This is a genomic window from Roseateles sp. P5_D6, from assembly GCF_054049415.1.
This window is the reverse complement of record NZ_JBFUMK010000013.1, coordinates 121302-133758: the sequence shown is the minus strand read 5'-3', so window position 1 is coordinate 133758 and position 12457 is coordinate 121302. Positions and strand designations below refer to the sequence as shown.

The 12457-nt window shown below is 65.5% G+C and carries 15 protein-coding genes; 7 read left to right on the top strand and 8 right to left on the bottom strand.

Annotated features, from left to right (window positions below):
* Positions 1 to 4 precede the first annotated feature (4 nt).
* A complete protein-coding gene (gene fliE, locus ACXJKM_RS18565; protein ID WP_056199272.1) occupies positions 5 to 331 on the top strand; it encodes a flagellar hook-basal body complex protein FliE in 327 nt (108 codons plus the stop codon).
* A gap of 61 nt (positions 332 to 392) precedes the next feature.
* Here the strand turns inward: fliE and ACXJKM_RS18560 are convergent, their stop codons facing one another.
* The 8 genes from ACXJKM_RS18560 to ACXJKM_RS18525 all read right to left on the bottom strand — a co-directional run bounded on the left by ACXJKM_RS18560 (position 393) and on the right by ACXJKM_RS18525 (position 7608).
* Positions 393 to 962: a pilus assembly FimT family protein gene (locus ACXJKM_RS18560; RefSeq protein WP_268795266.1), complete on the bottom strand. Its 570-nt coding sequence runs from the start codon at positions 960 to 962 to the stop codon at positions 393 to 395.
* Entirely contained in the window at positions 959 to 1690 is a 732-nt protein-coding gene (locus ACXJKM_RS18555) for a flagellar brake protein (RefSeq protein ID WP_457354259.1), read from the bottom strand. The genes ACXJKM_RS18560 and ACXJKM_RS18555 overlap by 4 nt, the downstream gene beginning before the upstream one ends.
* Before the next feature lie 168 nt (positions 1691 to 1858).
* Complete coding sequence (locus ACXJKM_RS18550) at positions 1859 to 2158, bottom strand: flagellar protein FliT (RefSeq protein WP_056199261.1); 300 nt, start codon at positions 2156 to 2158, stop codon at positions 1859 to 1861.
* Positions 2159 to 2204: 46 nt separating this feature from the next.
* A complete protein-coding gene (gene fliS / locus ACXJKM_RS18545; RefSeq protein WP_056199259.1) occupies positions 2205 to 2642 on the bottom strand; it encodes a flagellar export chaperone FliS in 438 nt (145 codons plus the stop codon).
* A gap of 124 nt (positions 2643 to 2766) precedes the next feature.
* Positions 2767 to 4167 (bottom strand): flagellar filament capping protein FliD, encoded by a 1401-nt coding sequence (gene fliD / locus ACXJKM_RS18540; protein WP_056199256.1) that lies wholly within the window; start codon positions 4165 to 4167, stop codon positions 2767 to 2769.
* Positions 4168 to 4313: 146 nt separating this feature from the next.
* The gene (locus tag ACXJKM_RS18535; protein ID WP_056199253.1) at positions 4314 to 5288 is read right to left on the bottom strand and encodes a flagellin N-terminal helical domain-containing protein; all 975 of its coding nucleotides are present in this window, start codon (positions 5286 to 5288) and stop codon (positions 4314 to 4316) included.
* 199 nt (positions 5289 to 5487) lie between these two features.
* Entirely contained in the window at positions 5488 to 6405 is a 918-nt protein-coding gene (locus ACXJKM_RS18530) for a flagellin N-terminal helical domain-containing protein (protein ID WP_056199250.1), read from the bottom strand.
* Positions 6406 to 6696: 291 nt separating this feature from the next.
* Entirely contained in the window at positions 6697 to 7608 is a 912-nt protein-coding gene (locus tag ACXJKM_RS18525) for a flagellin N-terminal helical domain-containing protein (RefSeq protein WP_056199247.1), read from the bottom strand.
* Positions 7609 to 8129: 521 nt separating this feature from the next.
* Between ACXJKM_RS18525 and ACXJKM_RS18520 the strand changes: the two genes are divergently transcribed.
* The 6 genes from ACXJKM_RS18520 to motB all read left to right on the top strand — a co-directional run bounded on the left by ACXJKM_RS18520 (position 8130) and on the right by motB (position 12456).
* A complete protein-coding gene (locus ACXJKM_RS18520; protein WP_457323263.1) occupies positions 8130 to 8513 on the top strand; it encodes a tetratricopeptide repeat protein in 384 nt (127 codons plus the stop codon).
* Between the two features lie 223 nt (positions 8514 to 8736).
* On the top strand, positions 8737 to 9057 hold the full coding sequence (flhD, locus tag ACXJKM_RS18515; protein WP_056199242.1) for a flagellar transcriptional regulator FlhD: 321 nt from the start codon (positions 8737 to 8739) through the stop codon (positions 9055 to 9057).
* A gap of 35 nt (positions 9058 to 9092) precedes the next feature.
* On the top strand, positions 9093 to 9629 hold the full coding sequence (gene flhC, locus ACXJKM_RS18510) for a flagellar transcriptional regulator FlhC (protein ID WP_056199239.1): 537 nt from the start codon (positions 9093 to 9095) through the stop codon (positions 9627 to 9629).
* A gap of 25 nt (positions 9630 to 9654) precedes the next feature.
* Positions 9655 to 10407, top strand: coding sequence for a class I SAM-dependent methyltransferase (locus ACXJKM_RS18505; RefSeq protein WP_457354257.1), 753 nt, complete (start codon positions 9655 to 9657; stop codon positions 10405 to 10407).
* 89 nt (positions 10408 to 10496) lie between these two features.
* Entirely contained in the window at positions 10497 to 11354 is an 858-nt protein-coding gene (motA, locus tag ACXJKM_RS18500; RefSeq protein ID WP_457354255.1) for a flagellar motor stator protein MotA, read from the top strand.
* A gap of 127 nt (positions 11355 to 11481) precedes the next feature.
* Complete coding sequence (motB, locus tag ACXJKM_RS18495; protein ID WP_056199229.1) at positions 11482 to 12456, top strand: flagellar motor protein MotB; 975 nt, start codon at positions 11482 to 11484, stop codon at positions 12454 to 12456.
* The last annotated feature ends 1 nt before the right edge of the window (position 12457 follow it).

The following is a 12457-nucleotide window of genomic DNA, read 5'->3' as shown; positions in this document are numbered from 1 at the left end:
CCCCATGGACATGAAGTTGCGCCCCTTCGACTTTGCACAGGCCGCCGCCCGAGCGGGCCTGGCGGTCAATGGCACGCCGCTAGCGCCCAAGCCGGCCGCCACGTCAGGCGCCAGCTTCGGCGACGCGATGACGCAGGCGCTGAAGAATGTCAGCGCCTCGCAGAACGAGGCCGCCCGCCTGCAGCGCGAGGTGCAACTGGACAACCCGACCGTCAGCCTTGAAGAGACCATGGTCTCGATGCAGAAGGCGCAGATCGGCTTCCAGGCCACGCTGCAGGTCAGGAACCGCCTGGTCTCGGCCTACTCCGAGATCATGAACATGCAGATCTAGCGGCTTTCGGGCCGAGCGCTGGGCCGCTCCCGAGCCGGCCCGRCTTGGCGATGTGCACCACTCAGCAGGCGCCTTTTCGTGCGTCTGCTCCGCAGATCGCTGGCCGGCCCAACGGGTTCAAGTCCAGATACAGCTGCTGGTTGCGGTCGTTGGAGATGCCGATGCGCGTCCATTCCAGCGCCCGGCCCATGCCGGCCTGGAAGGTGACGCTCTGGCCAGACTGCAGCAGCGTGCCTTTGTGCTCGCGGGAGTTGATGGCGCCGAGCTCGCAGCGCGGCACGCCTGTGGCGCAGTCGCAGGGCGCGGTGCGGCTGGTGCCCCAGCACCATTGCGCGCCACTGCTGAAGCTGACATAGATGTTGCGGCCCTCGTCCACGCTCAGGCCGCGGGCGCGGCGCAGGTCCTGCTCCAGCATCTCGGCCACGTGGCGCAGGCGCTGGCGGGCCAGATAACTCGCGTAGCTGGGCACGGCCGCCGACAGGATGATGCCCAGCACGGCCAGCACGAAAACCACCTCGAGAAGCGTGAAACCTTGCCCCTCGGCGCGCGAGTACGCGCACCGGTCCCCCGAGGGAACGCGGGCTGGCTTGGGAGCGGCCCTGCGCTCAGCCCGTCCGCCGGCCGCGTTCATGGATCCAGCTTCAGCAGGCGACGGCGCTTTTGCGTCTGGTCCACATAGACCTGCAGCGAGCGGCCGGCGTTGGCATCGAGGTCGACGAAGGAGCATCCCAGCTGCTGCATGCCGCTCGTATCGCCGGCGATGGGGCTGACATGGTGGGGCAGCAGGGTGACGCGCAGGGCGCTGATGCGATCCAGCTCGAGCACCAGGCCGTCGCTGACCTCGCCCACGGGCAGGGGGCTGAAATCCGACGGCAGGGCCAGCGCGAGGCCGCCGATGCTGAGGTCCAGCACGCGCAGTGCGCGGCCGGGTTGCTCGGCGCCAGGCAGCACGATGCGCGGATAGGCACTGCCGGCCGGTTGCACGCGGAAGGACTGACGGCGCTGGAAGCGGTACAGGCGGGCTGGCAGCGCGCTGCRCAGCACCGTGCCCTGTTCGCCGCTGACGAGGACGGGGCCCTCGAGTTCGAATTGCAGCTTGATGGCGCCGAGGTAGGCGACGGCGGTGATCTCGCCCTCGGCCACCAGGGCCTGGCTGATGCCGTCGGGATCGGTGCCGATCTCCAGGCCGATGAGGTCGGCGTCGGCGTCCAGCGCGACGATGCGGCTGGACAGGCTCTGGCCCTGGGGGCCGCTCAGCAGCACGCCGGAATTCTCGCGCTGCAGTTGCTGCAGATACGCCGCGATCTCGGCAGTGGAGGCGACGCGCAGTTCCTCGGAGGTGGGTTCAGGGGCGCTCATGCCAGGATGGTAGCTGCGCGGGTTGGTTTTGCGGGCCGAGCGCCGGGCCGCCCCTAGCCGGCCCGCCTTGGGCGATGTGCTTGCGGCTCGACGCCGCAAGCATCGCCGTCCCCTCGGGGGACCGGCTGGACTCGCCCGCGTTCAGCAGGGCGAGACCGGACGAGGGGCTCAATGCACCATCCTGCTCTTGCCCTTCATCACATGATCCAGGTCTTCCAGCCAGGGTTCGGCCAGATGGCGGATCTCGGCGTCATTGAGCAGGATGCGCTGCATGATGCGGGTCTTCAGCGCCGATTCACTCGGGGCCAGCTGGGATTGGTTGGCGGCGGACTTGAGCTGCGAGATCAGCAGCACGCAGGCACCTTCGAGCTTGACGACTTCATCCCAGTTGCCGGTGCGGGCAGCTGACAGCATGTCGGCGCTGGCTTGTTCGATGGCCTCGTAATAGTTGAGCAGTTCGGAATTCATGGGGGCGTACCGGAAAGCGTGAGCAGGGCGGGGCGGAATGCGCGGATCAGGCGGCCCTGGGAGGGCGCACTGCGGGGTTGTCGGCGATGGCTTGCCAGGCGTCACGTACTGGCGCCAGCAGACGCTTGCACTCCTCGATGGCAGCGACGTCGCTGTGCAGGTTGGCTTGGGTCAGCCGCATGCACAGATACGCGTAAAGGTCGCGCAGGTCGTGGGCCAGCGGGGTGGATTCGAGGTTGAGGGCAGCCTTGAGACCTTCGTCCAGGATGCGCACACAGCGGCACAGTGAGTTGTTCTTGACCGGCGTGTTGCCTGCCTGGATCGCGGCCAGAGCCATGTTCATGCCTTCCATGACGCCGTCGAACAGCAGGGCGACGAGGCGGTGCGGGCTGGCGCTGAGGACATCGGTCTCGACGCCGACCTTGCCGTAGGCGGAGCCGGCGCGGTGAGCTCGGGAAGCAAACGGGGAGGAGGATCCGTACATGGGGGCTCTCTGGGCTGGATACCTTCAAATTTCGGCGCCCGGCCGGGGAACTTGAGGCGACCAACCCCCGCTGGCGGCACGAAAAAGGCGCCCTAAGGCGCCTTGTTTGCAATTCTTCACGGGCTCAGCTCGACGAGGTGCTGCCGAACTGCTTGTTGACATAGGACGACAGCGCGCTGAGCTGGCTCATCTTGGTGTCCAGCGCGCTGTACTGCGCGCGCAGGCGCTTTTCGGTCAATGTCAGCGAGTCCTGCATGTGGTCGATCGTGGCGTCGTTGCTGGCGATGCGCTTTTGCAGGCTGCTCTGGCCGTTGGTGATGGCACCGTCCGTGCCCAGGATCTGGGTGGCAAAGGTGTTCCATTGCAGAGCGAAGCCCCGGTTGCGCGGCGTGGCGGCGTCCGGCGCGGCGAACAGCTTCTTCAAGTCCGTGAGATTGGTCAGCGCCTTGTCGAGCTTCGTCGAGTTGACCGTCAGCGTGCCGTTCTGGCCGGGCTCCAGGCCGATGTCGGCCAGGCGGCCGAAGGCGCCGGCGAGTGTCGTGCTGCCGCCGGTGATGCCGCGCAGCATCTGTTGCACGGAAACTGCCTTGCTGTCGCCCTGAAGCACACCGGCGGTCTTGGTGCCGGCGTCGTACTTGGTCTGGTCGCGCATCAGGTTGAGCAGCTTGTTGTAGGAGTCTGCGAAATCCGTGATCGCCTTCTTGATGCTGGTCGTGTCGTTGCTGGTGCCGATGCTGATGGCGCTGGCCGTCGTCTTGAGCAGGGTCACGCTCATGCCGTCGGTGATGCCGGTCAGCGTGTTGCTTTCGGAGGTCAGGTCCAGCCCGTCCCAGTTGAACTGGGCATTGCTGGCGGCCTGGGTCTGGGCCATGCCTGCGCCGCTGCCGGGATCGTAGGTCAGGTCGGCCAGGGCGGCATCGGGGCTCGTGATCTGGAAGGCCTGGTTCTCGCCGGTGCTCAGCGACCGGATGACCAGGCGCGTGCCGGCCGCGTCGTTCACCAGGCTGGCGTTGACACCGACATTGGCGGCGTTGATCTTGTCGCGGATGCTGGACAGCGTGTCGGTCGCACTGACGGTGATGGCGGCGGGCGTGCCGCTGCCGGCGGTGAAGACCGGCGGGTCACCGGCCCAACGGCCCAGGGCGATGGTCAGGGTGCCGTCACCCAGGGTTTCGCTGCCACCAGTAAAGATGCGGCTGGCCACAGACTGGGCCGAGGCCAGCTGGCTGACCTTGAGCAGATGGTTCTGGCTGCCCGCGCTGCTGGCGCTGACGGTGGCGACCGAGGTGTCCGACACGCTGACCGTGGAAGCGTTCCACAGGCTGGCGTCGGACAGCTTCTGAGCGGCCGTCTGCATGCTGGATACGGCCGACTGCAGCTGGCCGTAAGCGGAGATCTTGGTCTGAAGCCTGGCAGAAGCCTGCTTGATGTTGTTGATCGGCTGCTGCTCGATCGACATCAGCTTGCTGACCAGGCTCTCGACATCAAGACCACTGCCGATACCGAGCGATGAGATGGTGGCCATAGCCCTTTCCTGTTAAGACCCGTTCCGTAACGCCTTCGGCATGCCGGTGGCGAACTTTAGGAAAACTTTCGCGGGACCGGCGCTGAAATGACAACGCCGGGACTTCCGACACGCGGATCCCGGCGTTTTTGGGTGCGGCGGGCGACTCAGCCCTTGAGCAGTTGCAGCACCTGCTGCGGCAGCTGGTTGGCCTGAGCGACCATGGCGTTGCCAGCCTGTTGCAGGATCTGTGCCCGCGACATGTTGGACGTTTCCTGGGCGTAGTCGGCATCCATGATGCGCGAGCGGGCTGCGGTCTGGTTCTCGACGGCGACCTGCAGGTTGGCGATCACCGAGTCGAAGCGGTTCTGCGTCGCACCGTAGGTGGAGCGAGCCAGATTGACCTGGGCGAGGGCGAAGTCCAGGAACTGGACGGCCACCGACGGGTCACCTTCGTCGCCGTTGGCGCCCGTCAGGGCGGGCGGCGCGCCAGCGGCGGAGAAATCCACCGCCGCGGTCGGCGGTACGCCCCCTGTGCCGCTGCCGGAGGCGCCAAGAATGTTGATCTTGGTGCTGTTGATGGCAGCTTCCAGGGCGCCGTCGTTGCCGTTGGGCGTGCCGCTGGTTCCCAGGGTCGTCGTCAGGATGTCGCTTTGGGTGATGACGATCTGGTCATCCACCGTGGCGTTGGCGCCGACCTGGAACGTGAACGAGGTCGCCGCGCCGGTCAGGATCTGCGAACCGTTGAAGTTGGTATTGCGGATCAGCCGCCCCACTTCGGTCTGCAGCTGCGTGAACTCGTTGTTCAGCGCCGCGCGGTCCTGCACGTTGTTGGTGCCGTTGGCAGCCTGCACGGCCAGTTCACGCATGCGTTGCAGCATGTCGCCAACCTTGCCGAGCGAGCCTTCAGCCGTCTGCGCCAGCGAGATGCCGTCATTGGCATTGCGCATGGCAACCGACATGCCACGGACCTGGGTGTTCATCCGTTCGGCGATCGCCAGACCGGCGGCGTCGTCCTTGGCGGAATTCACACGCATGCCAGAAGACAGGCGCTGCATCGACACCGCCAGCAGCCCTTGGGAACTGTTCAGGTTCCGCTGCGCGTTCATCGATGCGATGTTGGTATTGATCGTCTGGGGCATTTAAGCACTCCTGCAACAGCCCGGTTGATTCCGGTGTCCGCGCCGCAGAAGTCAGCGACGCGATGGAGTGAATTGTGTTGGTGCCCTGCGCAGGTCAAACCTGCGAACAACGGTCAAAACCACGGCTATTAAGGAAGCGTTGTTCAACGCTTCTCAAGCCCGTGCCGGCGGTGCCCCACCGCCGGCGGCCTTGCTTCTATCAGCCGCCGCGCAGCAGCGTCAGCACCTGCTGGGGCAGTTGGTTGGCCTGCGAGATCATCGCCGTGCCGGCCTGCTGCAGGATCTGCGCACGGCTCAGATTGGCGGTTTCGCTGGCGTAGTCAGCGTCCATGATGCGGCTGCGCGCGGCCGACTGGCTTTCCACCGACACCTGCAGGCTGGAGATGACGGCGTCGAAGCGGTTCTGGGCGGCACCGAAGGTGGAGCGGGCCGTGTTCACCTGGGACAGCGCCTGGTCGATCTTGGCGACCGAGTCCAGCGCACCTTTGGTGCCTGTGCCGGTGTAGAGATCGAAGGTGGCGCCGGTACCGGCCGCGCCGACCAGCAGGATGTCGGTGTTGGTCGTGTTGGTGACCTCGGCCAGGGCGCCCTGGTTGGTGCTGGCAGCGGTGGCGGCATTCAGGATGTCGGCACCGGTGATCGTGATGGTGTCGTTGGCCGTCGCGTTGGCGCCCACCTGGAAGGTGGTGGCTGCGGAGCCCGTCAGGATGGAGTTGCCGTTGAAGTTGGTGTTGCTGGACAGGCGCGTGATTTCGGACTGCAGCAGCGAGAATTCATTGTTCAGCGCAGTGCGGTCGTCGATGTTGTTCGTGCCGTTGGCTGATTGAACGGCCAGTTCACGCATGCGCTGCAGCATGTCGCCGATCTTGCCCAGCGCGCCTTCAGCGGTCTGCGCAAAGGAGATGCCATCGTTGGCGTTGCGGATGGCCACGCTCATGCCGCGCACCTGGGTGTTCATGCGTTCGGCGATGGCCAGGCCAGCGGCGTCGTCCTTGGCCGAGTTGACACGCAGGCCCGACGAGAGACGCTGCATGCTGACCATCAGCGAGCCCTGCGAGGCGGACGTGTTGCGCTGAGCGTTCAGCGAGGCGAGGTTGGTGTTGATGATTGCGGACATGGCGCGTTCCTTTCAGTGCCAATAGGTTGAATCCGAGTCCTGGGCAGCCGGCGCATGGGGCCTTGTGGCCTGTTGCTTGGGCTGACGAGCTGGGACCCGTTGAAACCGTTATCGGACCGGTCGGGGGAACGCTTGAGAGTGATCCTTTGTAAAACGGGCCGCTCAATCTCGCGAATTGCGGGGTGATTGGCGGCCTTTTAAGGTGCTTGAGCTGGCGGGCTTTGCCCTCGGGGGTCGACGACGACGGCTGTCGCGTCGGAGCTCAGGGCCAGCGTCGAGGCTGGCCCAGGATCATCGAAGAAGCGACAGCACTTGCTGCGGTTGCTGGTTGGCTTGGGCAATCATGGCCGTACCCGCCTGCTGCAGGATCTGCGCGCGGCTCAGGTTGGCGGTTTCCATGGCGTAGTCGGCATCCATGATGCGGCTGCGGGCGGCGGACTGGTTTTCGACCGCGGTGCCCAGGCTTTCGATCACGGCGTCAAAGCGGTTCTGGGCGGCGCCGAAGGTCGAACGGGCCACGTTGACCTGGGCGATGGCCTGGTCGATCTTGGCGATCGAATCCAGGGCGCCCTTGGTGCCGGTGCCGGTGTAGGCATCGAAGGTCGCGCCGGTGCCGGCCGCGCCCACGTTCGAGATGTCGGTGTTGGTCGTGTTGGCCACTTCAGCCAGGGCGCCGTCGTTCTTGCCGACTGCCGTGGTGGTGCCCAGCATGTTCTGGCCGCTGATGGTGATGGTGTCGTTGGCCGTCGCGTTGGCACCGACCTGGAAGTTGAACGACGTCGTGTTGGTCAGCACCGCCTGGCCGTTGAAGGTCGTGTTGGTGCTCAGGCGGGTGATTTCGCTCTGCAACTGCGTGAACTCGTTGTTCAGCGCGGTGCGGTCGTCGGTGTTGTTGGTGCCGTTGGCGGACTGCACGGCCAGTTCACGCATGCGCTGCAGCATGTCGTTGACTTTGCCCAAGGCGCCTTCAGCCGTCTGCGACAGCGAAATACCGTCGTTGGCGTTACGGATGGCGACATTCATTCCCTTGACCTGGGAATTCATGCGTTCCGCGATGGCCAGGCCGGCGGCGTCGTCACGTGCGGAGTTCACCCGCAGGCCGGACGACAGACGTTGCATGGAGGTGGCCAGCGAGCTTTGTGCGGAGCTGGCATTGCGCTGCGCGTTGAGCGACAGCAGGTTGGTATTGATAACTGCGGGCATGATGCGCTTCCTTTTAGCTAGAGATGACCCGGCAAAGCGCCGGCGAAGACCCGAGTGCCCGGGTGAGGCACCCGTGCTGCCCACGCAGACTCGCCTTACTAACTAATAGGCAAGCCCTTGTGGCTACGCCCGACGCCAGTCAACCGTTGAAGCTCGTCCGCCGCCTGAGCTTTGGACATCGCCTCGGCTTTCCAGCCGGACCACGGAACCGTTGCCGGCGCCGTTGCAATGGCTATCGGACGGGCCGACACGTTTCTTGAGTCGCTTTTGTCAAGGGGCGTGATCTTTTGAACAGAGGCATCTGCAAAGCCTTGTTCATCGGATCAGCCGGATGAAGATTTTTTGGCCTGCTCGGGCCTGCCTTTTCGTTGGATCGGTCGTCTGAGGCCTGCCTAAAGTCCGCTCCATCCCGGCCGAACCCGCACGCCGGACTGGAGCCTGCGATGCCCGCCTTGTCCGCCTCGACCCGTCAAAAAGCTGTTCACCTTCCCACCGCCGCTGCGCCGTTGGAGGAACCCCTGATGCTGCTGGCCCGCGCCCGCAATGCTGCCTTTGCCGAGGCCGCCCGGGGCAACCTGGGCCAGGGCCTGGGCATCCTGCAGGACGCCCTGGCCGACGAACCCATGAGCCACGAGCTGCTGGCCGACATGGGTGCGCTGCTGCTCGTGGCCGGCCGCCACGACCAGGCCGCCGCCAGTGCCGAGCGCGCGCTGAAGATCCAGCCCGATCACGGCCCCAGCCTGTACACCCTGGGCTTTGCGTTGTCCGGCCGCGGTGAGAAGAAGCGGGCGATCGAGGTGCTGACTGCGCTGCAGTCGGGCCCCGGCGCTGACAGCCTGCGAGCCGAGTCACCAGAACTGATGCCGGTCGCCATGATGGAATTGCACCGCTTGCAGCGCGACTGACGCGACTAATTTCACACCTTCAAGGCCCCGGCCAGCGCGAGCTGCCGGGGCCTTGGTTTTTGGGCGCCGGCAAGCCCGACGCGGCTGTAGGAATTTGGCTGACAAGACCTTCCAGAAAAGGTGACGTGGCGCACCGACGCAGCCTGATATCGCGAAAGAAGAGGGGTCAACACAATCCGTTTCACTGATCCGCAACACCCCATCACCTCTGACGGAAGCCGCCATGAACACCGACCAAATGCTCGCCGAGATCCGTGAAGCCAACCTGTCCTACCTGATGCTGGCCCAGAGCCTGATCCGCGCCGACCGCGAACAGGCCCTGTACCGCCTGGGCATCAGCGAGGACACGGCCACGCTGATTGGCACGCTGAGCCCGGCGCAGATCATGAAGATCGCTTCCGGCAACACGCTGCTGTGCGCCTTCCGCATGAGCGACGACCTGGTGTGGGGCCTGCTGACCAACCACAGCAAGCCCGGTGCGAACGAGAGCGTCAGCCGCCTGCACGCCTCCATCCTGATCGCCGGCCGCCACGAGCACGCCTGATCTAGAACCGCCCTTACTGATTCCGGAGCCACACCATGCGCGTCAAAAGCATCCTCACCGAAGCCAAGCAGATCGACCGTGCCGTTCAGCTGATCCATCTCGGTGCCCGCCTGCAGGTGCTGGAGTCGGAAACCGATCTGTCCTACGAGCGTCTGCTGCGCCTCTATAAGGAAGTGAGCGGCAAGTCGCCGTCCAAGGGCCAGTTGCCCTTCTCGACCGACTGGTTCATGACCTGGCAGCCCAACATCCACGCCAGCCTCTTCCTGAACATCCACGAGTACCTGAACAAGGCCGCGGAGATGGACGAGATCGACACCGTCATCAAGGCCTACCAGCTCTACCAGGAGCAGACGACGGCCCAGGGCCTGGAAGCCATGCTGTCGGTCACGCGTGCCTGGCGCCTGGTCAAGTTCGTCGACAACGGCATGCTGACCCTGACCAAGTGCGCCAAGTGCAATGGCCAGTTCGTCACCCACCCGCACGAGATCGCCCGCCATTTCGTCTGCGGCCTGTGCAACCCGCCCGCACGCGCTGGCAAGGGCCGCGCGCAGGGTTCCATCCAGATGCACTAACTCACACTCCGCTACCCTCTCGGGTATGTGGATTGCTCGCTGGCCGCTGCCCGCTCTGCTGAGCTGGCTGGCGGCCTGGTTCATTTATGCGGCCGCGCTTTTTGCCGGCCTGTCACCCGGCCCGGCCTTGGCGCTGGGTGCAGCCGTCGCCGCAGCCTTGGGTTGGCTGAATGGCGAGCGCTGGCGCCGCCTGATCGTCGCCCTGGGCTTCCCGGTGTCCGTGCTGGCCCTGGGCTGGCAGGGTGAGGCTTCGGGCTTGCTGTGGCTGGTGCCACTGGCGCTGCTGTGGTGGCTCTACCCGCGCCGGACCTGGAGCGAGGCTCCCCTGTTCCCGACCCCCCGCGGCGCGCTGGCCCGTTTGCCGGCACTGGCGCCCCTGTCGCCGGGTGCGCGCGTGCTGGACGCCGGCTGCGGTGTCGGCGATGGCCTGCGTGAATTGCTGCACGTCTACCCACAAGCCCGCGTCGAGGGCGTCGAATGGAGCCGGCCCCTGGCCTTGCTGGCGCGCTGGCGCGTGCGCGGCGCCATGGTGCGCCAGGGCGACCTGTGGGCCGACGACTGGGCGCCGTTCGCCCTGGTCTATGTCTTCCAGCGGCCCGAGTCCATGCCTCGTGTCTGGGCGAAGGCCTGCGCCGAGCAGGCGCCGGGATCCTGGCTGGTCAGCCTGGACTTTGCCGTGCCCGATGTGGTGCCCGTGGCCAACTGGCAGCTGCCGGGTGGGCAACCCGTATGGTTGTATGCAACTGTAGGGAAAGCCGTCTCAAAGGGGCCCAATTGAAAGTACTGCCGCAACTGACGCGCGGCATACTTGCTCAAGCCCCCCGGCTCCGGGCCGATATGGCCTGAACACCCCAAACTCAACCGCGCATGTTCGTCATCATCGGCTGGGCCATTTCCATGGTCTGCATCTTCGGCGTGTTCATCGCTCACGGCGGGAACATCGGCGTCATCCTGCACGCCTTGCCCTTCGAGATGATCACCATCTTCGGCGCGGCCATCGGCGCCTTCCTGGCCAACAACCAGATGAAGGTCGTCAAGGCGACGGCCGCCGGCTTGGGGCTTTGCTTCAAGGGCAGCAAATACAGCAAGGCCCGCTACATGGAGCTGCTGGCGCTGATGTACGACATCCTGCAGAAGGCGCGCAAGGAAGGCCTGATGTCCATCGAAAAGGACGTCGAGGACCCGCACAACAGCCCGCTGTTCCAGAAGTACGCGACGGTGGGCAACGACCACCATGTCACCGAATTCATCACCGACTACCTGCGCATGATGGTGTCGGGCAACCTGAACGCCCACGAGATCGAGTCGCTGATGGACAGCGAGATCGAGACCCACCACCAGGAAGAGCATGCGGCGGTTGCCGCGCTGCAGCGCCTGGCGGGCGGCCTGCCGGCCTTCGGCATCGTGGCCGCCGTGCTGGGCGTCGTGAACACCATGGGCTCGGTCGGTCAGCCGCCGGCAGTGCTCGGCGGCATGATCGGCTCGGCCCTGGTCGGCACCTTCCTGGGCATCCTGCTGGCCTACGGCTTCGCCGAGCCGCTGGCCGGCCTGCTGGAACAAAAGGTCGAGGACGCCGGTAAGGAATTCCAGTGCATCAAGACGACGCTGCTGGCCAGCATGCAGGGCTATGCGCCCCAGGTGGCCATCGAATTCGGCCGCAAGGTGCTGTTCTCTGGCGACCGCCCGTCGTTCACCGAACTCGAAGGTCACGTCAAGAAGAAATGACCCCCCCCCGAAGCGCCTTCGGCGCTCCCCCCCAGGGGGGCGCACCCAGTGGCCTGGCAAAGCCAGTTCCACGGCTGCCGCTTGAGGGTGGCGGCGCTTCGCGCGCCGGAAACACGGAGACCGTCTGATGGCTGGCGACGCAAAGAAGTTACAGCCCATCATCATCAAAAAGGTGAAGAAGGGCGGCCATGCGGTGCATGGCGGTGCGTGGAAGATCGCGTATGCCGACTTCGTCACGGCCATGATGGCGTTCTTCCTGCTGATGTGGCTGCTCGGTTCCACGACCGAGGGCGACAAGAAGGGCATTGCCGACTTCTTCCAGTCGCCCCTGAAGGTGGCGATGCTGGGCGGCTCGGGCTCGGGGGACTCCTCCAGCGTCATCCGCGGCGGCGGCAAGGACCTCACGCGCGAGACCGGCCAGGTCAAGGAAGGCGAGAGCGCCGCCAAGCGCGCCAGCTACACCTTGCGTGCGCTGAAGGAAGAACAGCGCAAGGCCGAGAAGGCGCGGCTGGAGCAGCTCAAGACCAAGGTCGAGGAAGTGCTGGCCGAGAACCCCAAGCTCGCCGCTTTAGGCGGTCAGATCCGCCTGGACATGACCAAGGAAGGCCTGCGCATCCAGATCGTCGACGAGGGCAACCGGCCGATGTTCGACAGTGGCAGTGCCGTCGTGAAGCCCTATATGCGTGAACTGCTGCGCGAGCTCGGCAGCGTGCTGACCGAGGTGCCCAACCGCCTGACGGTGGAGGGGCATACCGACGCCCAGGCCTTCCCCGGCGGCGACAAGGGCTACAGCAACTGGGAGTTGTCGGCCGACCGCGCCAATGCCTCGCGCCGTGAGCTCGTCGCGGGCGGGCTGTCGGAGGCGCGCATGCTGCGCGTGCAAGGCCTGGCCGCCAGCAAGCTGCTCGACGCCAAGGACCCCAACGGCGCGCTGAACCGGCGCATCAGCATCATCGTCATGAACCGCGACGCCGAAGACGCCGTGCTGAAGAACGTGCCCGACGAGCCCGAAGCCGACGCAGCGCCTGCGCAGACCGAGTCCACGCAAGTGCCGCAGAACGGAAAAATGCCGCAAACTCAATCGTCGGCGCCGGCTCGCTAGA

What these genes read in the sequence shown, in the direction of transcription:
- ACXJKM_RS18525 (WP_056199247.1), bottom strand. Translation starts at nt 7,608, where the DNA reads ATGCCCGCAGTTATCAATACCAACCTGCTGTCGCTCAACGCGCAGCGC.
- ACXJKM_RS18505 (WP_457354257.1), top strand. Translation starts at nt 9,655, where the DNA reads ATGTGGATTGCTCGCTGGCCGCTGCCCGCTCTGCTGAGCTGGCTGGCG.
- fliD (WP_056199256.1), bottom strand. Translation starts at nt 4,167, where the DNA reads ATGGCCACCATCTCATCGCTCGGTATCGGCAGTGGTCTTGATGTCGAG.
- ACXJKM_RS18530 (WP_056199250.1), bottom strand. Translation starts at nt 6,405, where the DNA reads ATGTCCGCAATCATCAACACCAACCTCGCCTCGCTGAACGCTCAGCGC.
- ACXJKM_RS18535 (WP_056199253.1), bottom strand. Translation starts at nt 5,288, where the DNA reads ATGCCCCAGACGATCAATACCAACATCGCATCGATGAACGCGCAGCGG.
- ACXJKM_RS18560 (WP_268795266.1), bottom strand. Translation starts at nt 962, where the DNA reads ATGAACGCGGCCGGCGGACGGGCTGAGCGCAGGGCCGCTCCCAAGCCA.
- motB (WP_056199229.1), top strand. Translation starts at nt 11,482, where the DNA reads ATGGCTGGCGACGCAAAGAAGTTACAGCCCATCATCATCAAAAAGGTG.
- motA (WP_457354255.1), top strand. Translation starts at nt 10,497, where the DNA reads ATGTTCGTCATCATCGGCTGGGCCATTTCCATGGTCTGCATCTTCGGC.
- ACXJKM_RS18520 (WP_457323263.1), top strand. Translation starts at nt 8,130, where the DNA reads ATGCTGCTGGCCCGCGCCCGCAATGCTGCCTTTGCCGAGGCCGCCCGG.
- fliS (WP_056199259.1), bottom strand. Translation starts at nt 2,642, where the DNA reads ATGTACGGATCCTCCTCCCCGTTTGCTTCCCGAGCTCACCGCGCCGGC.
- flhC (WP_056199239.1), top strand. Translation starts at nt 9,093, where the DNA reads ATGCGCGTCAAAAGCATCCTCACCGAAGCCAAGCAGATCGACCGTGCC.
- ACXJKM_RS18550 (WP_056199261.1), bottom strand. Translation starts at nt 2,158, where the DNA reads ATGAATTCCGAACTGCTCAACTATTACGAGGCCATCGAACAAGCCAGC.
- fliE (WP_056199272.1), top strand. Translation starts at nt 5, where the DNA reads ATGGACATGAAGTTGCGCCCCTTCGACTTTGCACAGGCCGCCGCCCGA.
- flhD (WP_056199242.1), top strand. Translation starts at nt 8,737, where the DNA reads ATGAACACCGACCAAATGCTCGCCGAGATCCGTGAAGCCAACCTGTCC.